Annotated in this window: 22 protein-coding genes and 1 tRNA gene; 12 read left to right on the forward strand and 11 right to left on the reverse strand. The window is 66.8% G+C overall.

Annotated features, from left to right (window positions below):
• Nucleotides 1-612: 612 nt before the first annotated feature.
• The 6 genes from GOACH_RS21280 to GOACH_RS21300 all read left to right on the forward strand — a co-directional run bounded on the left by GOACH_RS21280 (nt 613) and on the right by GOACH_RS21300 (nt 4,605).
• On the forward strand, nt 613-1,722 hold the full coding sequence (locus tag GOACH_RS21280; RefSeq protein ID WP_005179717.1) for a tyrosine-type recombinase/integrase: 1,110 nt from the start codon (nt 613-615) through the stop codon (nt 1,720-1,722).
• A gap of 223 nt (nt 1,723-1,945) precedes the next feature.
• On the forward strand, nt 1,946-2,155 hold the full coding sequence (locus tag GOACH_RS21285) for an excisionase family DNA-binding protein (protein WP_005179734.1): 210 nt from the start codon (nt 1,946-1,948) through the stop codon (nt 2,153-2,155).
• Between the two features lie 163 nt (nt 2,156-2,318).
• A complete protein-coding gene (locus GOACH_RS23180) occupies nt 2,319-3,620 on the forward strand; it encodes an AAA family ATPase (RefSeq protein WP_005179739.1) in 1,302 nt (433 codons plus the stop codon).
• 230 nt (nt 3,621-3,850) lie between these two features.
• Nucleotides 3,851-4,147 (forward strand): hypothetical protein, encoded by a 297-nt coding sequence (locus GOACH_RS21295; protein ID WP_005179741.1) that lies wholly within the window; start codon nt 3,851-3,853, stop codon nt 4,145-4,147.
• A 57-nt stretch (nt 4,148-4,204) separates the two neighbouring features.
• Nucleotides 4,205-4,375: a hypothetical protein gene (locus GOACH_RS23885; RefSeq protein ID WP_157227912.1), complete on the forward strand. Its 171-nt coding sequence runs from the start codon at nt 4,205-4,207 to the stop codon at nt 4,373-4,375.
• Entirely contained in the window at nt 4,372-4,605 is a 234-nt protein-coding gene (locus GOACH_RS21300) for a hypothetical protein (protein ID WP_245551988.1), read from the forward strand. The genes GOACH_RS23885 and GOACH_RS21300 overlap by 4 nt, the downstream gene beginning before the upstream one ends.
• Nucleotides 4,606-5,034: 429 nt before the next feature.
• Here the strand turns inward: GOACH_RS21300 and GOACH_RS21305 are convergent, their stop codons facing one another.
• The gene (locus tag GOACH_RS21305; RefSeq protein WP_005179755.1) at nt 5,035-5,367 is read right to left on the reverse strand and encodes a hypothetical protein; all 333 of its coding nucleotides are present in this window, start codon (nt 5,365-5,367) and stop codon (nt 5,035-5,037) included.
• Between the two features lie 14 nt (nt 5,368-5,381).
• Here GOACH_RS21305 and GOACH_RS21310 point away from each other — a divergent pair, with 14 nt between their 5' ends.
• The 6 genes from GOACH_RS21310 to GOACH_RS21335 all read left to right on the forward strand — a co-directional run bounded on the left by GOACH_RS21310 (nt 5,382) and on the right by GOACH_RS21335 (nt 10,357).
• Nucleotides 5,382-6,848 carry a terminase large subunit domain-containing protein gene (locus tag GOACH_RS21310; protein WP_005179757.1) on the forward strand — a complete coding sequence of 489 codons (1,467 nt, stop codon included), beginning with the start codon at nt 5,382-5,384 and terminating at the stop codon, nt 6,846-6,848.
• A complete protein-coding gene (locus tag GOACH_RS21315) occupies nt 6,845-8,182 on the forward strand; it encodes a phage portal protein (protein ID WP_005179758.1) in 1,338 nt (445 codons plus the stop codon). The genes GOACH_RS21310 and GOACH_RS21315 overlap by 4 nt, the downstream gene beginning before the upstream one ends.
• Entirely contained in the window at nt 8,179-8,652 is a 474-nt protein-coding gene (locus GOACH_RS21320) for a hypothetical protein (RefSeq protein WP_005179761.1), read from the forward strand. The genes GOACH_RS21315 and GOACH_RS21320 overlap by 4 nt, the downstream gene beginning before the upstream one ends.
• A gap of 160 nt (nt 8,653-8,812) precedes the next feature.
• Nucleotides 8,813-9,643, forward strand: coding sequence for a phage major capsid protein (locus tag GOACH_RS21325; RefSeq protein WP_005179763.1), 831 nt, complete (start codon nt 8,813-8,815; stop codon nt 9,641-9,643).
• A gap of 76 nt (nt 9,644-9,719) precedes the next feature.
• Entirely contained in the window at nt 9,720-10,037 is a 318-nt protein-coding gene (locus GOACH_RS21330) for a hypothetical protein (RefSeq protein ID WP_005179766.1), read from the forward strand.
• A 26-nt stretch (nt 10,038-10,063) separates the two neighbouring features.
• The gene (locus tag GOACH_RS21335) at nt 10,064-10,357 is read left to right on the forward strand and encodes a hypothetical protein (RefSeq protein WP_245551989.1); all 294 of its coding nucleotides are present in this window, start codon (nt 10,064-10,066) and stop codon (nt 10,355-10,357) included.
• Between the two features lie 149 nt (nt 10,358-10,506).
• Here the strand turns inward: GOACH_RS21335 and GOACH_RS21340 are convergent.
• The 10 genes from GOACH_RS21340 to pyrG all read right to left on the reverse strand — a co-directional run bounded on the left by GOACH_RS21340 (nt 10,507) and on the right by pyrG (nt 20,243).
• Nucleotides 10,507-10,583: transfer RNA gene (locus GOACH_RS21340), tRNA-Pro, on the reverse strand.
• A 207-nt stretch (nt 10,584-10,790) separates the two neighbouring features.
• Entirely contained in the window at nt 10,791-12,239 is a 1,449-nt protein-coding gene (gene der / locus GOACH_RS21345; RefSeq protein WP_005179769.1) for a ribosome biogenesis GTPase Der, read from the reverse strand.
• The gene (gene cmk, locus GOACH_RS21350; RefSeq protein ID WP_005179772.1) at nt 12,236-12,931 is read right to left on the reverse strand and encodes a (d)CMP kinase; all 696 of its coding nucleotides are present in this window, start codon (nt 12,929-12,931) and stop codon (nt 12,236-12,238) included. Before cmk ends, der begins: the two co-directional genes overlap by 4 nt.
• Nucleotides 12,928-14,076: a pseudouridine synthase gene (locus GOACH_RS21355; RefSeq protein ID WP_005179790.1), complete on the reverse strand. Its 1,149-nt coding sequence runs from the start codon at nt 14,074-14,076 to the stop codon at nt 12,928-12,930. The genes cmk and GOACH_RS21355 overlap by 4 nt, the downstream gene beginning before the upstream one ends.
• 3 nt (nt 14,077-14,079) lie before the next feature.
• Nucleotides 14,080-14,895, reverse strand: a complete 816-nt coding sequence (gene scpB, locus GOACH_RS21360; protein WP_005179796.1) for an SMC-Scp complex subunit ScpB — start codon at nt 14,893-14,895, stop codon at nt 14,080-14,082.
• On the reverse strand, nt 14,892-15,770 hold the full coding sequence (locus GOACH_RS21365) for a segregation and condensation protein A (RefSeq protein ID WP_005179799.1): 879 nt from the start codon (nt 15,768-15,770) through the stop codon (nt 14,892-14,894). Before GOACH_RS21365 ends, scpB begins: the two co-directional genes overlap by 4 nt.
• On the reverse strand, nt 15,767-16,714 hold the full coding sequence (locus tag GOACH_RS21370) for a ParA family protein (RefSeq protein ID WP_040519432.1): 948 nt from the start codon (nt 16,712-16,714) through the stop codon (nt 15,767-15,769). The genes GOACH_RS21365 and GOACH_RS21370 overlap by 4 nt, the downstream gene beginning before the upstream one ends.
• A 177-nt stretch (nt 16,715-16,891) precedes the next feature.
• The gene (gene xerD / locus GOACH_RS21375) at nt 16,892-17,824 is read right to left on the reverse strand and encodes a site-specific tyrosine recombinase XerD (RefSeq protein ID WP_005179802.1); all 933 of its coding nucleotides are present in this window, start codon (nt 17,822-17,824) and stop codon (nt 16,892-16,894) included.
• On the reverse strand, nt 17,821-18,474 hold the full coding sequence (locus GOACH_RS21380) for an NUDIX domain-containing protein (RefSeq protein ID WP_005179803.1): 654 nt from the start codon (nt 18,472-18,474) through the stop codon (nt 17,821-17,823). The genes xerD and GOACH_RS21380 overlap by 4 nt, the downstream gene beginning before the upstream one ends.
• Entirely contained in the window at nt 18,471-20,243 is a 1,773-nt protein-coding gene (pyrG, locus tag GOACH_RS21385; protein WP_174320860.1) for a CTP synthase, read from the reverse strand. Before pyrG ends, GOACH_RS21380 begins: the two co-directional genes overlap by 4 nt.
• Between the last annotated feature and the right edge of the window lie 69 nt (nt 20,244-20,312).

Consider the following 20,312-nt stretch of genomic DNA (forward strand, 5'->3'; position numbering starts at 1 on the left):
GATCGGTCACCACAGCTACCGCGCCCACCACGTCGCCGCTGCGTGCGTAGCGGATCGTCGCTTTGCGGCCTTCGGCCGACGAAGCAACAACGCGAGCGAGTCCGGACACCAGGAGCACGAAACGTGGCTGGTCGAACGCACGGTATACGGTCCGGCCGGGAGCAATCGTCATCGTCAGTGCAGTCGATCGCAGCTCCTCTTGCGCGTTCGTGGGCAGCGTCGAGAGAAAGCTGGACGCCCACGCCGCGTCCGCACTGGATCCACGAGCTGACGAACGCGGCCGGGGTCTGTCGTTCATGCCTCTGCAGACTTCATCGGTGGGGTTTGAGTGTTCGAATTCCGGAGGCTCTAACCTTAAGGCGCAGCGACGGTGAGGGGCCGCACACCCATCGCACGAAAACGAATGACCAGCACCTAAGTGCTGGTCATGACGTCGGGCTGACAGGATTTGAACCTGTAGCGTTTCGCGGACCAGAAACCGGCCTTGACCTGCACGGACTGGCGCCATTACATGCATGAATGCCAAAACTCCGATCGGACATAAGCGCACGTTAGACCCGGGAATGTACCCTTGTATTGCGCGTTTATTGCGCGCAATACGAGGAGGCAGGGATGGCACGCAAGCGGCGTGGGTTCGGACGTATTCGCCAGTTCAGGAGCGGCCGATGGCAGGCCAGCTACACCGGACCCGACGGCAACGTCTACATCGCGCCGGCTACTTACGCGGCCAAGGAGGACGCCGAGGGCTGGCTGGCTCTGGAGAAACGCAAGATCGACCTGGAGACGTGGACGACGCCGACCGAGCGCGAGGCCGCCAAGGCCGTCCAGGGCCTCACGCTGCGGACCTACGCCGAGAAGTGGCACGCCGAGACCGCCAACCGTCACAAGCCGAGGACCCGCGCGCTCAATCGCGGCTACCTGGACAACGTGATCTATCCGGGCCTCGGTGATCGCTCGCTCAAGGGCCTGACCGTGGCCGAGATCCGGGAGTGGTTCGCCGGCCTGGAGGACTACCCGACTCGGAATGCCAACGCCTACAGCCTGTTACGGACGATTCTCAACCAAGCCGTGGACGACGAGATCCTGGCCGCCAACCCGGCTCGGGTGAAGCGCGGCGCCGTGAAGCACCGCAAGTCCGAGCCGGTGGCCCTGTCCCCCGCTGAGATCCGGGCCTTGGCCGACGCCATCACGCCGCGCTATCGGGCGTGGGTTCTCCTGGCCGGGTTCTCTGGGCTCCGGTTCGGTGAGCTGACCGCGCTCCGCCGCTCGGATCTCGACATGAGCAAGGACGGTCTGGCCGTCACGGTGGCCCGAGCGGTGACCCGCGTAGACGGGGAGTTCGTCGTGGACCGGCCCAAGTCGCGGGCCGCGCTGCGGACCGTGCCACTCCCCGAGGGGCTGCGGCCGGCGCTGGCCGAGCACCTCAAGACCTACGCACTCCCCGGCCGCGACGGGCTCCTGTTCCCGACGAGCACCGGGGCGATGATGTTCGCCTCCACGTTCCGCTACTCGTTCCAACGCGCCGCCAAGGCCATCGGCAAGCCCGAGCTGACGCCCCACGGGTTGCGCCACTCGGCCGCCACACTGTTCGCCCAGGCCGGCGCGACCCTGGCCGACCATATGGTCCTCATGGGCCACACCTCGGCCGCGATGAGCGCCCGCTACACACACTCCACAGAGTCCCGGACACGCGGGCTCGTTCAGGGTTTGTGGACGGAATAGGTCCTGTTCGCGCCCGTGTTGACAAACCAAGTCAACACGGGCGCAACGGTTTTCGACGTTAGTCATGGTTGACAGGCAACGGACCTATCGCCTACATTGCTCACTACGCACAAAAACCGTGACTGAGATGCTCCGCCAGGGATACTCAGCACGGCACTCCCGGCGGGGAGCTGCTCCCTAACTGGCGGGTCCACCGACCCCGACCACTGGAGCACACGCCATCATGGCCACCACCAAGAAACCCACTTACGTCTCCCCCTCCCGCGTTGCCGAGGACCTCGGCGTGGACGCGCGAACCGTCCGCCGCTGGATCTCCGAGGGACGCCTGACTGCCGTTCGCCTCTCGGCGCGGTGCATCCGGATCGACACGGCCGAGGTTGACCGGTTCGTCTCCCAGGCCGCGCGCAATATCGGCCCCAACTCCGCCGCGTGACGCGGGACGCACTCACCAACCCATGTAGGACCGCGCCCCGCCCCTCCGAGCTGGAGTTCCAAACCGTGACAACGATATTCGCATTCCTGGCCACCATCGGCCTGGCCTCCCTCTCCTGGGTTGCCGGCCTGGGCATCGGCTACCTCGTCCGAGGTGGCGCCCGATGAGCAGGACGGTCACCCTGTCGGTGACTGAACAATCGGTCGTAATCGAGAACGACGACGTTGCCGACGAGATCGAGACGCTCCAGAGCGCCCTAGATCTTGCGGAGAAGGAGAACGAGCGGCTACGCCCTCGGCGCGTAGGCGAGGTTATGGACGAGGCGCGCGAGGAGCAGCGTCAGCACGCCGTCTCGTGGGGCCGGATCGACCTCGCGGGGATCGTCAACGGCGACGAGCCACCGATCACGCCGACGACCTGGCGCCGAGACGACGGCTTGTTCATGCTCTACCCGGGCCACACGCACTCGGTTCACGGCGAGTCTGAGTCGGGCAAGTCCCTTGTGTTGCAAGCACTTGCGGCCGAGACCGTCAACGCCGGCGGACGGGTCCTGTTCCTGGATTACGAGTCGGACCAGCACTCGGTCGTGTCGCGTCTACGGGAGCTCGGCGCCACCTCCGAGGCCATCATCGGACGGTTCGACTACCGCCGGCCCGAGAGTCGGCCGGATGCCTCAACGGAGGCATGGGCCGAGATCCTGGCCACCGACTACGCCCTCATCGTGATCGACGGCGTGACCGCTTCCCTGGGCACGTTCGACCTCTCGGGCATGAACAACGACGAGGTGAACAAGTGGACGCGGATACTCCCGCGCAAGCTGGCCGAGGCAACCGGCGCCCCGCTGGTCATGGTCGATCACGTCACCAAGTCCGACAACGGCCGAGGTCGGTGGGCCATCGGCGCCCAGGCCAAGATGGCCGACATTACCGGCGCGGCATACACGCTGGAGGTCGTCAAGCATCCCAAGCGGGGCGGCATCGGCAAGCTACGGCTGCGGATCGGCAAGGACCGGCCCGGGTATGTGCGCCCTCGGTGCGCTGAGGGCTCCAGCGGCAACATGCAAGTCGCCGCCGAGGTCGTGGTGGATTCCACGTTCGACTCGCTCTCGGTGACTCTCAAGCTCCCGGAGAAGATGGCCGAGGACGGTCCGCTCACGTCCAAGGGCACGCCTCGGAACGAGGACCTCATGGAGCGGATCTCCGAGGAGATCGTCCGCCGACGCAACGCATGGCTGGACGAGGACGACCGGCACGAACCCGCGTCGTTCCGGTTCTCCATGGACGAGATCGAGAAGTCCGTCAGAGGCCGATCCGCGACCGTTCGTGAGCACGTCAAGACCCTGGCGAACGAGGGCTACATCGAGGCCACCAAAGCCCGGTTCCGGTTCGTCAAGGAGTACCGCCGGCCGAACGGTCCCAGGCCGTTGCAAGTGGTTGACGCGGAGCCCACCAAGGCCACCCGATGACCGCTAACTCGTCCCTCGTCCCAACTCGTCCTGAGGTCGTCCCGGACGAGTTCTCACTCCACTCGTCCGCTCGTCCCGGTCTCTGTACCGGGACGAGGGGACGGGTGAGAAAGCCCAGGTCATTAGCACCTGATTTGAGAGCTCGTCCCGGACGGATTTCTGCCATATCGGGGCCTGGGCTACCCAACTCGTCCAGACCAACAACCCACCGCAACAACTAGGAGGAAACCGTGGCAACACGACCGAAGATTCAGCAGATCCAGATGTTTGAGGGCAACCCTCGGACGAACGCCTGGACGTTCAACAACGCCGACCGAGAAGGGCTCATGGTGGCCGGTTGGGCTTTGGTCAGCTATGGCGATCACGAGGAGGTCCGCCCGATTGTGTGGCTTGGGGACCGACTCCAAGCGATCACCGATCCGGACGCCTACGCCACAACCGAGCTCCTCGTGGACGACGAGCCGCTGACCCATCGGGAGACGCGAGAAGTCATGCGGGAGGAGCTCGACAAGGACCTCGGGATCTGACCCATGACCACCGCAACCAACCCGCCGGTAGGACTCCCAACGACAGAGGAGTCCCCCATGAGCAAGTCAGTAGTGGCGTCGGCCCGGATCAACGGCGAGGCGCGCCACCGTACACAGAACCCGCTCCCGGCCGACAAGCGCACGACCGAGCGCAACCTCGGCGTGGATCGGCGGGGCCTGGACGACGCCCTCGGCCTGGATCTCACGAGAGGAGCTGATGAGTGGTGAGGCCCAAGCCAGGCATACGCACGCCCGAGCAGGTGGCCGAGCGTCTGAGCAGTGACCCGGCCGCCCGTGAGGTGCTGGCCATCGCTGAGTGGGCCGAGGAGTTGCGCAACCTCTGCGACGAGTGGCTGGCCGGCCGTGAGGCCCAGGCCGAGGCCCGATCCGAGCTGGCGCAGGCGCGCGAGTACCGAGCCGAGACCGAGCTCTCCCGAGGAGGCCGTCATGCCTCTTAGTGTCTGCCTCGGTTGTGGTGAACCGGCCGACGGTACGAGGTGCCCGGAGTGCAAGGCAGAGCACGAGCGCACCACCGGCCGGCCTACCCGTGAACAACGCGGCTACGACAAGCGATGGCGTCGGCTCTCCGAGCGCGCCCGCCGGCTCCAGCGGTTCTGCACTGATTGCGGGACCGCCGAGGACCTGACCGCGGACCACTCCCCGGAGGCGTGGGCGCGACGAGCTCGGGGCCTGTCCATACGCCTCCAGGACGTCGAGGTCGTGTGCCGGCCATGCAATAGCCGCCGGGGCCGCGCCAAGCCGCACACGGGCGACTCAGCGCCCAGGGGGGTTACCCCTGGTCAGAGGCCCAGGCCACCCGCAGGTGAGTCAGAGTTTGCGTTTCACATCTCACATAGTGAGACGATGGTTCCAGGAGGTGAACCTTGCTAGTTCCAATCAGAACGGAACGCGGCCACATTCTTGACGTGCTCCAGCGTCTCGGCCTTCTCCGGACCGACCTCGTGCTGGCGAAGTGCGGTGAGCGCGTTCACGACGAGCACCAGTCCCGCGATGATCTCAGTGGAGTTCTTCATCGCCAGACCGGTGAGCTTTACGACGTCCTGCTCAGTGGCCTTCCCGGCGTTCGCCTTGTCAAGCAAGGGCTGCATGTGGCCGGCCACCTTATGGGCAAAGGCGTCGTAGTCGTCGGCCTCATCCTGGAGAATCTCGATTGCTCGGTTGAAGAGAGCGCGTTGTTCCTGGGGCGTCGGTGCGGTCATCCGGAGATGATCTCATGAGGGCCGGACCAAAAGGGACGATCACGGCCGATCCGTTGACGTTTAAGGGCTACCCGAAGGACCCGGCGCGGCGTCGGGAGCGGTTCATCGGCCAGTACCTCGTCGTGCCCAAGGGCGTTGGCGCCCTTGAGCCGGTGAGGCTGCGCACGTTCCAGCGCGAGATCATCCGGGAGGTGTTCCGGCCTGGGGTCCGTACCGGCCTCGTGTCGATCCCTCGGGCCAACGGCAAGACCGCGCTGGCGGCCATGCTGGCGGTGGCCGAACTGTTCGTCGGGCCGGCCTCGGCCGAGGTGCTCGTGGTGGCCTCGGACCAACGCCAGGCCAACATCACCTTGCGCATGGCCAAGCGCATGATCGAGCTCACCCCGGAGTTGGCCGAGCGGGCGCAGATCTTCCGGGACCGTATCGAGGTCCCCCAGAATGACGCCACGCTCACGCCGCTACCGGCCGAGCCCGGAGCGTTGCACGGGCATGACCCGTCGTTGTTGGTCGTGGACGAGCTCCACGTGGTCACCGCCGAGGTCTGGGAGGCCGTCTCGTCGGTCACCGGTAAGCGTCCGGAGTCGCTCACGCTGGCTATCTCTACGCCGGCCAGCTCTACCGATTCGATCATGTGGAAGCTCGTGGCCCACGGCCGCGCCGGCAATGACCCTGCGTTCGCGCTCAAGGAGTTCACCGCGCCCGAGGGTTGCGAGACCGACGACCGCCAGGCGTGGCGCACGGCCAACCCGGCGTTGGCGTGTGAGCGGCCGTTCCTGGCCGAGGACGGCATGGAGGCGGCCCGCCAGACGTTGCGTGAGCCCGTGTTCCGCCAGTTGCGCCTCGGCCAGTGGGTTGGCCAGGTGGATCGGTGGCTCCCGTGGGGGGCCTGGGAGGAGCTGGCGGCCCCCGAGGTCAGCGTGGCGCCGCGTCAGCGGGTCGTGTTGGCGTTCGACGGGTCGGCCTCGGGAGACTCCACCGCGCTCGTCGGCGCCACGCTGGGGCCTCGGCCGCACGTATTCCTGGCCGGCATCTGGCAGAACCCGGGAGATCCACGCTGGCGGGTCCCCCGCTCCGAGGTGGACGCCAAGGTCCGGGAGATGTTCGACCGCTACGACGTCGTGGAGCTGGCCGCCGACCCGTGGGGTTGGCGTTCGGAGATCGAGACGTGGGCGGCACGGCATGGGGAGCGTCGGGTCCTCCAGTGGAACACGGCCCTAGCCCAACGCATGGCGCCGGCCACGGACCGGTTCTACGCGGCCGTCACGACCGGCGGCCTGACCCACGACGGCGCCGAGGAGTTGGCGGTCCACCTCGGCAACGCGGTGGCCAAGTCCACGCCCCAAGGCGACCTCATCGCCAAGGACAAGCGCGGCTCACCGCGAAAGATCGACGCGGCCGTGGCCGCCATCGTGGCCTTGGACCGGGCCGCACACCACACAACCAAGAAAAACCGAAGGCGCGTAAGGAGTTTCGCATCATGACAGACCCAACCAACGCCGAGCTGGACCAGGCTCTCAACGTCCGGGCGCCGGCCCTGCACCGGCTCGGCCAGTATTACTCCGGCCAACAACCGTTGGCCTACCTCTCCCCGGAGGCACGTAAGGCCATCGGCCAGCGGTTCGACAGAATCGCGGTCAACCTCCCCCGTCTGGCGGTCTCGGCCATCGCGGAGCGGTTGCGCGTGACCGGGTTCGCCGGCGCCGACGGCCAACGCCTGACCGAGCTCTGGGCGGCATGGGTTCGCTCGGACCTGGACCAGACCAGTCCCCAGGCCCACCGGGAGGCATTGGCCACCGGTGAGTCCTCGGTGATCGTCTGGGCCAACGCCGCCGGCAAGGCCGTTGCGTCGGTGGAGTCGGGCGCCCAGGTCGCGGTCTACCGTGACGCCGGCTCTCACGAGGTCCTGGCAGCGGTCAAACGCTGGACCGAGCTCCGCCCCGACGGCACAGGGGGCGCCACGCGGTGGGTCATCTACCGGCCCGACCGGATCGAGCACCTGATCGGGGACGGCGCCCAGATCACCGCCGCCAGGGTCGTGCAGACCGTGGACAACCCACTCCTGGCGGTTCCCGTTGTGCCACTGACTAATTCGGACCGACCGCTGGACACGTTCGGCGTCTCGGAGTTCTCCGACCTCATCCCCGTGGTGGACGGAATCAACAAGCTCACCGCCGACATGCTCACGGCCTCGGAGTTCGGCGCCCGCCCGCGTCGGTGGGCCACCGGCCTGGAGCTGGCCGAGGAGGTCCGCCGCGACGAGGACGGTAACCCGGTCCTGGACGAGGACGGGGAGGAGATCCTGGACGTCACCAACCCGGTGGGCGACAACGACCGAATGATGGTCAACGAGGCGCCCGAGGGCAAGTTCGGCCAACTGGCCGGCGCCGACCTCACCGGCTACGACACGGCGGTCCGGGTCCTGTTACAACAGGCGTCGGCCGTCTCGGGTTTGCCGGCTCACTATTTGGGGATCTCGACCAGCGTTCCGGCATCGGCCGACGCCATCCGGGCCGCCGAGGCCGCGCTCACCGCACGCGCCGAGGCCCGCCAGGCCGTGTTCGGGAGGGCCTGGGAACAGGTCGGCCGGCTCATCCTGGCCGTCGAGAACGGCGGAGAGGTCTCCGACTACGACGTCCGCGTCCGGTGGGCCGATCCCGCTACCCGCTCGGCCGCCCAGGAGGCCGACGCGGTGACCAAGCTCCACGCCGCCGGCATCCTCACCACCGAGGAGGCCCGCGAACGCCTGGGCATCGAGAACCCGGCCGCCGGTCCGAAACCGGCACCCACCACAACCGTGACAGGAGACGCGGCATGACCGACGACAAGACCACCGAGACCACCGACGAGGCCCAGACCGAGGCGCCGGCCGGCACCGAGGAGACCACCGACGCCACCACGGCATCGGCACCCACCGAGGGCCAGGAGCCGACCGACGCCGGCGCCGAGGCCCCCGCCGAGCCCGAGGGGGACTCGTTCCCTCGGGCCTACGTGGAGGATCTCCGCTCGGAGTCGGCCGGTTACCGGACTCAGCTCCGCGCGGCCCAGGAGCGGCTCCACTCCGAGCTCGTCCGCGCTACCGGACTCCTGGCCGATCCGGCCGACCTCCCGTTCTCGGCCGCGCACCTGGAGGACCCCGAGGCACTCCAGGTCGCCATCGCGGCGTTGGTGGAGGCCAAACCTCACCTCAAGGCGCGCCAGTTCGCGCCTGGTGGGGCCGCCCAGGGCGCCAAGAACGGCACCTCGGGAGGCGTGGACCTCCTCGGAATCCTCCGCCAGAACGCATAGACCGAGCCACCCAACGGTCCCCGTCCTCATTGCCGAGGACGGGGACCGTCCCATATAGTGGGACATATCGGCCAGGTGCCGAGATGATTGACCGCCGAGGTGGCCAGGTGCCCAAAGTGCGAACACTGTTGAAACACAATCACTTTGGAGACATATCACCATGGCTGAAACCACTGCAACCAACGGCGCGCTCCTCAAGGAACAGGTAGCGTCCCTCCTCGTCCAGCCACTTGAGGCGGCCTCGGTCGTCCTGGCCGCTGGCCCGAAGATCTTCGACTCCTCGGAGCCGCTGCGCATCCCGCGTATCGCCGCCGGCTCGGCGCCCGGTTGGGTCGGTGAGTCCGAGCTCATCCCCGAGGCCGACGTCCAGTTCGATGAGATCAACCTCATGCCGTCCACGCTCAAGTCGATCAAGACCCTGATCCGGTTCTCGAACGAGCTGGCCCGCCAGTCCGTCGTGGGCCTGGACGCGGTTCTGCGCCAGCGGCTCGTCACCGACGTGGCGAACAAGCTGGACGACGCGCTCCTGGCCGGCACCGGCGCCAGCAACACGGTTCGGGGCCTCATCGCCCAGGCCGGCGTGGAGACCGGCGTTCTGGACGTCACCGAGCCCGACTCCCTGATCGACGCCCTGGCGTTGGCAGCGGCCAACGAGGTCACCCCGACCCACTGGTTCCTCTCGGGCGCCGACTTCTACGCGCTGTCCAAGATCAAGGACGCCGACGGCCGTTACCTGATCCAGCCGGATCTCACCGCCGAGGGCCGCAAGGTCCTGTTCGGCGTGCCGGTGGTCGTCACCAACAAGCTGGCCGAGGGCAAGGCGGCGTTGGTGGACATGACCAACGTGGCCGTGGTCCGAGACCTCCAGCCGTCGGTGACCATCCTCTCGGAGCGATACGCCGACTACGACGAGCAGGCCATCCGCGTGGTGACCCGCTATGACCTCGGTCTGCTCCATCCCGAGGCCGTCACGGTTCTGACCGCCGCCTGATCGGCCCCCACAATCGTGGCCGGCCTGGGTTTCGTCACGGTTTCCCAGGCCGGTCACTTCCATTTAGGAGGATGAGATGGCAGTAACGCCAACGGATCTCGTCAAATGGTTGGGCCAGCTCACCACCGATACCGAGCTCGTGGCCCAGGCCGGCCAGGCCATCACCATGGCCGAGGCCGTGGTGGACGCCTACTGCCGCGGGGCTCACCGCTTCGCCTCGGGCCAGAACCGCCCCGGCGTGGACGCGGTGGTCCAGATGGCCGCCGCCCGCATGTTGGCCAACCCGGAGGGTCTGCGCTACGCCACCGGCGTCGTCAACTTCTCCGAGGCGTTCACCGGGTTCACCCTGGCCGAGCTCGGCGTCCTCAACCGCTACCGCCGGCGGGCCGCATAATGCCGCGCCTACTCCTACGGGACACGGTGAAGCTGCGCACCGGTGGCGGCAAGAATCAGGACGGGGACCCGATCCCCACGGTGGACGTAGCCGTCCGGGCCTCGGTGATCCCGGTCTCCGGCGATACCCAATACGCACGTGACGCCTCGGGCCGGACGGTGGTCTATCGCCTCGTCCTCACCGACGCCCGCGTGGAGAGCGTGACCAAGGTCCTGATCGGGACCCAAGTGTTCACGCTGGAGGGCGCGGCCATGCCCTACAAGGTCAACGGCCGAACCCACCACTACGAGGTCCAGGTAAGTCGCACGGTCACCGCGTAGAATCAGAGGTGAGATTGAGGAGTCCTCCACGGGCTCTAGTTCTCATCGGTAGAACGCCCCGCCATCCATCCGGCGGGGCGTTCGTCATATCCGACTATTGCGCGGTTATTGCGCGGTGACCCTGATCCAGCACATAAGTGCTGGTCAGATGGTCGGGCTGACAGGATTTGAACCTGCGACCACTTGACCCCCAGTCAAGTGCGCTACCAAACTGCGCCACAGCCCGTTGCCCTCTCGCGAGGGCCTCGACAACATTAGCGGACACCGACGGTTCGACGCTAATCGCCTGGTCGGAGCGTCGTACCACTCGATCCCACCGCCAGCCACCTCATCTGTGTGCCGCTACCTTCGGCAGTGCTGAAGGTAGCGGCACACGGATGAGGTGAAGAAACCCGGCCGCGGCGGCTCGACCACAACACCCCGCGCCCTTCGCTCAACGCTTGCGGCGGTCTCGCTTGTCGCGCACGCGCACGTTGATCCGCACGGGCGAGCCGTCGAAGTTGAACTCCTCGCGCAGCCGTCGCTCCAAGAAGCGCCGATACCCCGCCTCGAGGAACCCCGTGGTGAACAGGACGAAGGTCGGGGGCCGCACCGACGCCTGGGTGGCGAACAGCACGCGCGGCTGTCGTCCGCCGCGCAGTGGGGGCGGATTCGACGCGATGACGTCCTTGAGCCAGTTGTTGAGCTGACCGGTGGAGACACGCTTGTCCCACGATTCCAACGCACCTTCGAGTGCGGGCACCAGCTTCTGCACCGCGCGTCCGGTCATCGCCGAGATGTTCACCCGGCGCGCCCACGGCACCCGGGCCAGTTCGCGGTCGATCTCCTTGTCGAGTTGGTAGCGGCGATCCTCGTCCACCAGATCCCACTTGTTGAAGGCGATCACCAACGCCCGCCCAGTCTCGATGATCAGCGAGAGCACGCGCAGGTCCTGTTCGGTGATCGGCTGCGACGCATCGATCAGCAGGATCGCGACCTCGGCCGCCTCAAGAGCCGACCGCGTGCGCAGCGACGCATAGTATTCGTGCCCGCTCGCGGTATGCACCTTGCGGCGCAGGCCTGCGGTGTCGACGAACAGCCACGGCCTTCCGTCGAGCTCGACGAGTTCGTCGACCGGGTCGACGGTTGTGCCCGCGACGTTGTCGACCACCGAACGGTCGGAGCCCGCGAGCTTGTTCAGCAGCGAACTCTTACCGACGTTCGGCTTACCCACCAGTGCGACGCGTCGCGGACCGCCGAACGCCGGCGCGGTATCGCGCGGGGTCTCCGGCATCTTCTCCAGGATCACGTCGAGCAAGTCGCCCGCTCCCCTGCCGTGCGCAGCAGACACCGTATGCGGCTCACCGAGTCCCAAGGACCACAACGATGCCGCTTCGGCTTCGAGCTTCTCACTGTCGACCTTGTTGGCCACCAGGATCACCGGAGTCTTCGACCGGCGCAGAACCCGTGCGACCGCCTCGTCCGTCGAGGTGGCTCCGACGGTGGCGTCGACCACGACGACGATCACGTCAGCCGTCTCCATCGCCGACTCCGCCTGCCTGGCAACGGCCTGCTGCAGCCCCTTGGCATCCGGTTCCCACCCGCCCGTGTCGACGACGGTGAACCGGTGTCCCGACCACGACGCGGAATACGACACGCGGTCGCGGGTCACACCGGGAATGTCCTCGACGACGGCCTCTCTGCGGCCGAGGATGCGGTTGACCAACGTCGACTTGCCCACGTTCGGACGACCGACGATCGCGACCACCGGCAGGCGTTCTGCTTCGCCACCTTCTCCGTCGAGATCGAATTCGCTGATATCCCAATCGGATTCGTCGGACCAGATGCCGTCTCCCGGCTGTGCGGTCACGTCGGTTGTTGTGAAGTCATCGTGCTCGGTCACACGGCACCTCCGGTTCGTGTCTTGACCAGTCCGGTGAGTTCGTCGAGGACCTCGTCGAGCGACAGGTCGCTGGTGTCGACGATGACCGCATCGTCTGCTGGACGGAGTGGCGATACGGTGCGCGTCGAGTCGAGATGATCACGACGGTTCACGCTGTCGAGAACCTGGTCGAGATCGCTGTCGCGTCCGGCGGCCAGGTTCTGTCGGTGTCGACGCAGTGCGCGCGCTTCGGGTGTTGCGGTGAGAAAGATCTTGACCTGCGCGCCGGGGAACACCACGGTCCCGATGTCACGGCCCTCGACCACGACGAAATCGTCGACTGCGTGAAGTCGTTGCAGCGCAACCATCTTCGTACGGACAGCCGGCACCGCCGACACCGCCGACACCGCATTGGTCACCTCGTCGGTGCGGATCGGCGTCGACACGTCCTCACCGTCGAGGAACACCCGGGAGCCTCCGGAGCCGTCGGCGCGGAGTTCTATCTGCGCGCCGGACACCACCGACGCGATGGCCTCGGCCGCGTCCAGGGATACACCCGCACGTTGCACCGCAAGCGTCGCCGCTCGATACATCGCACCGGTGTCCAGATAGTGCGCACCCACCCGTGCCGCGAGACGCTTGGACACACTGGACTTTCCGGTCCCCGCAGGGCCGTCGATCGCGATGACGCGAGCGGCCTCGGACTCGCTCACAATCCCACCGCCTTGTAGAGCGAGCCGACCTCGTCGCGACCGAGCACCCGGAGGGTGCCGGGCCGCTGCTCGCCGAGGGCCACAGTGCCGATGTGAGTCCGTACCAGCGACGTGACCGGGAATCCGACCGATTCCATGAGCCGACGCACGATCCTGTTGCGTCCCTCGTGCAGGGTGATCCGCACGAGCGACTGGCCTTCATTGACGTCCATCACGGTGAACCCGTCGACGGCGACGGGCCCGTCGTCGAGTTCGACGCCGTCACGCAGTGTGCGTGCCAGACCGCGGTGAACCTCGCCCTTGACCGTCGCGAGATAGGTCTTCGGCACCTCGTAAGACGGGTGCATCAGCCGGTGTGCGAGCTCACCGTCGTTGGTCAGCAGCAGCAGCCCCTCGGTCTCCGCGTCGAGTCTGCCGACGTGAAATAGCCGCTGCCCTGACATGACACGCTCGGCCACGATGTCTCCGACACACGGTCGGCCCTGATCGTCGGCCATGGTCGACTGCCAGCCCTTGGGCTTGTTGAGTGCGAGGTACTGCTTGGTCTCGTCGATGATCACGCGGGCGCCGTCGACGCGGATGACGGCGGTGTCGGGATCGATGCGCAAACCCTGCTCGGTCACGATCTCGCCGTCGACCTCGACGCGACCGGCAGCGATCATCTCCTCGGCACCCCGCCGCGACGCAACGCCTGCCTGCGCGAGCACCTTCTGCAAGCGGACACCGTCGTCGACGTAGGTGGCGTGACCGCTCTCATCGGCGCCGATCTGGTGGCGGGCGGGACGGGCGTTGTTCAGCCTGATACGACCAGCTTCGACGTCGGGCGTCGAGCGACCCTTCCGATGCTGCTTCTTCGCGGAGGGCTGCTGGCCTCGGCCAGTACCGGCGGGGATGCTGCGGCCACTGGCAGATCGACCCGAGGCGCCTCGTCCGCTTCCCGCCTTGCCTGCGGCTGTCCTGCCGGAGGCGCGGCCCGAGCCGCCCTTGGCGCCTGTCGACCGTTGGCCGCGCGGATCGTCGCTTGCGGCGCTCTTTCGGTCGGTGTTCTTTCGGTCGGTGTTCTTTCGGTCGGTGTTCTTTCGATCGGTGCGTCCCGCATTTCTCCTGCGGTCGCCCGGTGTGCCGTCACGGCTAGCGGATGCCATTTGTCATTCCTGGTCGTCGATGGTGGCTCCCGACGAGGTGTCGGGTAGGTCGTCCCCCTTTGAGTCTGACCGTCCACCGCTCAGTTTGGCGAATCGCGGGTCGGACGAGAGCTCCTCGTCGAGGTCGTCGATGACGTCGACGTCGGGTAGCAGTGGGGCCAGATCGGGTAGTTCACCGAGCGAGGCGAGACCCAGACGTTCCAGGAACAGCTCGGTGGTGCCGTATGTCGTGGCACCGGATGCGGGGTCGGAACCCACCTCGTTGATGAGGCCGCGGGCCACGAGCGTGCGGATCACACCGTCGACGTTGACTCCTCGGATGGCGCTCACACGTGCTCGGCTGACGGGCTGTCGGTAGGCGACGACTGCGAGTGTCTCGAGGGCTGCACGGGTGAGTTTCGATCGCGCCCCGTCGAGCAGCAACCGTTCGACGTACGGCGCGTATTCGGCGCGCGTGTAAAACCGCCAGCCGTCGCCTGCGAAGCGAAGGTCGAAGCCGCTCCGGGCATCGGTCAGGTCGGCCGCCATGGCGGTGAGCATTGCGTGGACACGCGACCGTTCGTCGCCGACAGCTGTCGCGAGTTCGTCAGCGGTGACCGGCGTGTCGACGACGAGCAGCACCGCTTCGAGCGCAGCACGGAGCCGATCGTCGTCGAGGGCGGCGTCGGTCTCGACCTCCTCGGTCCCGCCTCCATCGACGCCACCTTCGTCGACGCCGCCCCCGTCTACGTCACCACCGCCGACGTCGAGCGCTGTCTGCCCTGGATCCGTCGGCTCGACGGCGTCCGTGGAGCCCGACTCCTCGTCGATGTCGGTCATTCGTAATCCTCGGCTTTCTCCATACTCAGGTCATCGGTCTCACGCTCGCCTGTCCACGACACCTGGAGCTCACCGAGTGCTTCAGGCTGCTCGAAGACGACGGCGCGCTCCCGGAACAATTCGAGCAGTCCGAGGAAACTGCCGACGACTTCGAGGCCGTTCACACAGTCGGCGACGAGGTCGCGGAATGTCAGCCACACTCCCGGCTGCGCCGAGAGCAGGGTCGCCATCCGGCGCGCCTGCCCGGGCACCGACACATTGTGCATGTCGTGGAGGTGATCGAGCCCGACCGTGGGCACCGGGCGTGGTGTGAGTGCTGCAACGGCAACCTCGGCGAACCCGTTCGCGTCGACGCCGAGTGTCACCTCGGGCAGAAGAGCGGTGAACCGCTGTTCCAGTGACACCGCACGCGGGTAGCGCTGTAGAGCCGCGGCCTCGAGTTCGCCGAACAGCGCGGCGACCTGCTTGTAGGCGCGGTACTGCAAGAGTCGCGCAAACAGTAGATCGCGTGCTTCGAGCAACGCCAGGTCTTCCGGGTCGTCGACCTCGCCGGTCGGCAGCAATCGCGCAGCCTTGAGGTCGAGAAGGGTCGCGGCGATGACCAGGAACTCGGTGGTCTGCTCGAGTCCGAGTTCTGCACCCATCTCCCGCGTGTAGGCGATGAACTCATCGGTCACCGCATGCAGGGCAACCTCGGTGACGTCGAGCCGGTGCTGGCTGATCAGGTTCAGCAGCAGATCGAACGGCCCCTCGAAGTTGGCCAGCTTGACCCGGAAGCCCTGCTGGTCGGTCTCCGCGGCCGCGGCGTCTGGGGCTTCGACTTCTTTGGCCTCGGCGTCCGAAGCTTCGACGCCGGCGGTGCCGGTCTCGGTCATGCCTGCTTGACGTTGCGTGCGATGACCTCGCGGGCCAGCGCACGGTACGCCTTGGCGCCCGCCGACTTCGGTGCCCACGAGGTGATCGGTTCTCCCGCGACACTGGTTTCTGGGAACCGCACGGTGCGTGCGATGACCGTGTCGTACACGGCGTCACCGAACACCTCGACGACGCGCGCCATCACCTCACGCGAATGCAGGGTGCGCGCGTCGAACATGGTGACCAGGATGCCGCCGAGGGTCAGGCGGAAGTTCAAGCGGTCGCGCACCTTCTCGATGGTGTCGGTCAGCAGCGCAAGACCCCGCAGACTGAAGTATTCGCACTCCATGGGAATGATCACGGTGTCGGCACACGCCAGTGCGTTCACCGTGAGCAGCCCGAGTGACGGCTGGCAGTCGATCAGCACGACGTCGTAGCGGTCGAGGACCGGATGCAATGCGCGGCCAAGGGCCTGCTCACGCCCGACCTCACTCACGAGCTGGATCTCCGCCGCCGACAAGTCGATGTTCGACGGCAAAAGGTCGAGGTTCTCGACGCGGGTGCGCATCAGCACGTCCTCGATGGACGCGTGCGGAGGAACCAACAGGTTGTACACGGTCTCGTCGAGTTGGTGATGCGGCACGCCCAGCCCCGCAGAGAGCGCTCCCTGAGGATCGAGATCAACCAGAAGCACGCGCCGCCCGTACTCGGCGAGCGCGGCACCGAGGTTGATCGTCGACGTCGTCTTACCGACGCCGCCCTTCTGGTTACACACGGCGATCACGGTTGCGGGACCGTGTCGGTCGAGTGGCGCGGGCGTCGGAACATCCCGGTAGGGCCTGCCGGTGGGACCGATCTCGTCATCGGGATGGTCGGCCTCGTCGATATCAGCACCGGGCGTCACGTGGAGGCGGTACTGATTGTCGGCATGACCTCCCGACCGCGGCGTACTCGGTGTGCTCACGTACCCGCCTTTCTCGCTGGTCATGCATTCTCACTGGTCATCGCCGCGCCGGCAGGTATGTCGGCCTGGTCGAAGTCATCCGCTCTCACCTATTCGACGCATCGACGCCGCTTGTCAGCCTAGTAGGTCACTGCACCGTTGCCGTGGAGCATCGCCGCACGGGCATCTCTCCGACACTCAGCGCGCTCTCGGATGCGCCGTCGCATAGACCTCTCGCATGGTGTTCACCGTGACGAGGGTGTAGACCTGCGTCGTCGTCACCGACGCATGTCCGAGCAGCTCCTGGACGACTCGCACGTCGGCGCCGCCGTCGAGCAGATGCGTCGCGAACGAGTGCCGCAGAGTGTGCGGCGACACGGCCGTCCCGATCCCCGCGCGCTCCGCGGTGTCGGCGAGCACCTGCCATGCGCCCTGCCTCGTCAATCTGCCACCACGCGCATTGAGGAACAGCGCGGGCGTCGAGCGTCTCACCAGCGCAGGCCTGCCACGCACCAGATACGCATCGATCGCCTCGATGGCAGGTCCTCCGACGGGCACGAGCCGTTCCTTGCCGCCCTTGCCTCGCAGCACCGCGGTGCGCGACTCGGTGTCGAGATCGTCGACGTCGAGCGACGTCGCCTCGGAGATGCGCGCTCCGCAGCTGTAGAGCAGTTCGAGGAGTGCGCGGTCGCGTAGCGCACGCGGATGATCACCCGATCCGGCCGTCTCCAAAATCGCGATGACATCGTCGACGGGTAGTGCCTTGGGAAGTCGTCGGGCCGGACGTGGCGGCCGTACCCCGTGGGCCACATCGGCATGCACGACACCCTCGGCGGCGGCGAACTTGTGAAAACCCCTGGTGGCCACCAGAGTTCGTGCGACGGAGCTGTCGGCGAGCGGTAGTGTTCCGGCCTGTTCGTCGCCGCGTCGCAGGTCGACGAGAAACTCCCGCACGTCGTTCTCGGTGACCTCGGCGAGATCACCGATCCCGCGGTCGGCGAGGTATCGGCGATACCGATCGAGGTCGCGCCCGTAGGAGACAAGCGTGTTGGGCGCCATGCCACGTTCGACGGTGAGGTGATCGAGGTACCTCGACACCACGTCGTCCACACTCGTCCCCGTGCCGGTCACGTCGACGCCCGACCCGCCTTGCGGTCGGCGAAGGCGTGGGGTTGATCGCGCCACGGCGACTCGGGTGTCCGCAAGGGCACGTCGCTGCGGTCGGCGGCCGCGACCGCGAGGATGCCCGACACGGCAGTCGCATTCACGATCTCGCCTGCGAGGACCATGGCGACGGCGTCGTCGAGCGCGATCCACTCCAACGACATATCGGCTTCTTCGTCCTCGCGCTCGGCGACATGGTGCTGCGAGATGCCCTCGGCGAGATAGACACGCAATGCCTCGTCGGTGAACCCAGGTGACAGCGCGAGATCGACCAGGACCTGCCACCGCGCGGCGCGTAGATCGGTTTCCTCCGCGAGCTCGCGCTGGGCAGCAGTCAGCGCCGATTCCTCGGCGCCCTTGTCGAGCAGCCCCGCGGGGATCTCGAGCAGGCGGCGTCCGATGGGATGCCGGTATTGGCGCACCATCGCGATTCTGCCGTCCTCGTCGCGCGCGACGACGGCGACGGCCCCGAAATGCTCGACGACCTCCCGCTCGGCCACCCGTCCGCCGGGCATCTCCACCTCGTCGAGGCGCAGCGCGAGGATCGCTCCGTCGTACACGACACGGCTCGATCGCACCTCGAAGTGGTGGGCACCCGGCCCGGTGCTCTCACTCAAGCGTCTTGTTCCTCGACCTCGACACCGGTGACGGCCACGTCGTCGACGTCGCCGGCGACCGCTGCGGCAGGCGGCGGATCATAGTCGCCGAGGTCGACCGGAAGCCGCTCGGCTGCTTTGTATTTCAGCGACGCGTCGATGAAGGAACGGAACAGCGGGTGTGGCCGCGTCGGCCGACTCTTGAGCTCGGGATGTGCCTGTGTGCCCACCAGGAAGGGGTGGATCGACGTGGGGTATTCGACGAACTCGACGAGATGGCCGTCCGGTGAGGTCCCGGAGAACACGAGACCCGATGCCGCGATCTTGTCGCGATAAGTGTTGTTGACCTCGAAGCGGTGTCGGTGCCGCTCGGAGACCTCCGTCGAACCGTACGCCTCGGCGACGATGGTGTCGGGCTTGAGTGTCGCCGGGTAGGCGCCCAGTCGCATGGTGCCGCCGAGATCCGCTTCTCCGGCAACGACGTCGGTCTGGTCGGCCATCGTCGAAATGACCGGGAACGGGGTATCGGGATCGAACTCGGTCGAACTCGCGTCCTCGAGCCCTACCGAGCGCGCGGCTTCGATGACAATGCACTGGAGTCCGAGACACAGCCCGAGCAGAGGAATTCCGCGCCGCCTCGCATAGCTGATGGCGCCGAGCTTTCCCTCGATCCCGCGGATACCGAAACCCCCGGGCACGAGCACACCGTCGACGTCGCCGAGAGCCGCCTGTGCACCGGCTTCGGTCGCACACTCGTCGGAAGGGACCCACTTGATCTCGGTCTTCGCCCGCCACGCGAACCCGCCCGCGCGGATCGCCTCAGTGACCGACAGATAGGCGTCGGGCAGGTCGACGTACTTGCCCACCAACGCGATTCGTACGGTTTCGCGCGGCTCGTGCACCCGGTTGAGGAGTTCACCCCACACGGTCCAGTCGACGTCGCGGAACGGTAGCCCGAGCTTGCGCACGACGTAGGCGTCGAGTTGCTCGGAGTGCAGGACCTTGGGGATGTCGTAGATCGACGGGGCGTCGGGTGTGGAGATGACGCCGTCGATGTCGACGTCGCACATCAACGCGATCTTCTTCTTGAGCCCCTCGGGAACGTCGCGGTCGCAGCGGAGGATCAACGCGTCCGGCTGGATACCGACGTTGCGCAGTGCGGCTACCGAGTGCTGGGTCGGCTTGGTCTTGAGCTCACCTGACGGCGCGAGATACGGCACGAGTGAGACGTGGATGAAGAAGACGTTGTCGCGACCGACGTCGTGGCGGATCTGGCGAGCGGCCTCGATGAACGGGAGGGACTCGATGTCGCCGACGGTCCCGCCGATCTCGGTGATCACCACGTCGGGCGCCTCACCGTCGTCGCCGGGAGCACGCATCGCCAGCACTCGGGATTTCAGTTCGTCGGTGATGTGCGGGATCACCTGAACGGTCTCGCCGAGGTACTCGCCGCGGCGTTCCTTGGCGATCACCGTCGAATAAACCTGCCCGGTGGTGACATTCGCCGATTGGGACAGGTTGCGGTCGAGGAACCGCTCGTAATGTCCGACGTCGAGGTCGGTCTCGGCACCGTCCTCGGTGACGAAGACCTCGCCGTGCTGGAAGGGATTCATCGTGCCGGGATCCACATTCAGATACGGATCCAGTTTCTGCATGGTCACGCGCAGACCGCGCGCTGTGAGAAGTTGGCCGAGGCTCGACGCCGTCAGACCTTTTCCGAGCGACGATGCGACGCCGCCTGTTACGAATATGTGCTTCGTGCCTTCATGCACGTGGCGAAGTGGTCGCAAAACCCGTCTCTCCCGTCGGCTGGATCAGGCCGGAAAACCTGTTGACCTACGGGACTCCAGGGTAACACC

The organism is Gordonia aichiensis NBRC 108223, assembly GCF_000332975.1.
GTDB lineage: Bacteria > Actinomycetota > Actinomycetes > Mycobacteriales > Mycobacteriaceae > Gordonia > Gordonia aichiensis.

Bases quoted from the DNA above. Each gene is read 5' to 3' on its own strand.
- GOACH_RS23180 (WP_005179739.1), top strand. From the start codon at position 2,319: ATGAGCAGGACGGTCACCCTGTCGGTGACTGAACAATCGGTCGTAATC.
- GOACH_RS21365 (WP_005179799.1), bottom strand. From the start codon at position 15,770: ATGACCGAGACCGGCACCGCCGGCGTCGAAGCTTCGGACGCCGAGGCC.
- GOACH_RS21325 (WP_005179763.1), top strand. From the start codon at position 8,813: ATGGCTGAAACCACTGCAACCAACGGCGCGCTCCTCAAGGAACAGGTA.
- GOACH_RS23885 (WP_157227912.1), top strand. From the start codon at position 4,205: ATGAGCAAGTCAGTAGTGGCGTCGGCCCGGATCAACGGCGAGGCGCGC.
- GOACH_RS21310 (WP_005179757.1), top strand. From the start codon at position 5,382: ATGAGGGCCGGACCAAAAGGGACGATCACGGCCGATCCGTTGACGTTT.
- GOACH_RS21315 (WP_005179758.1), top strand. From the start codon at position 6,845: ATGACAGACCCAACCAACGCCGAGCTGGACCAGGCTCTCAACGTCCGG.
- GOACH_RS21320 (WP_005179761.1), top strand. From the start codon at position 8,179: ATGACCGACGACAAGACCACCGAGACCACCGACGAGGCCCAGACCGAG.
- GOACH_RS21330 (WP_005179766.1), top strand. From the start codon at position 9,720: ATGGCAGTAACGCCAACGGATCTCGTCAAATGGTTGGGCCAGCTCACC.
- GOACH_RS21355 (WP_005179790.1), bottom strand. From the start codon at position 14,076: ATGGCATCCGCTAGCCGTGACGGCACACCGGGCGACCGCAGGAGAAAT.
- GOACH_RS21280 (WP_005179717.1), top strand. From the start codon at position 613: ATGGCACGCAAGCGGCGTGGGTTCGGACGTATTCGCCAGTTCAGGAGC.
- scpB (WP_005179796.1), bottom strand. From the start codon at position 14,895: ATGACCGACATCGACGAGGAGTCGGGCTCCACGGACGCCGTCGAGCCG.
- GOACH_RS21285 (WP_005179734.1), top strand. From the start codon at position 1,946: ATGGCCACCACCAAGAAACCCACTTACGTCTCCCCCTCCCGCGTTGCC.
- GOACH_RS21305 (WP_005179755.1), bottom strand. From the start codon at position 5,367: ATGACCGCACCGACGCCCCAGGAACAACGCGCTCTCTTCAACCGAGCA.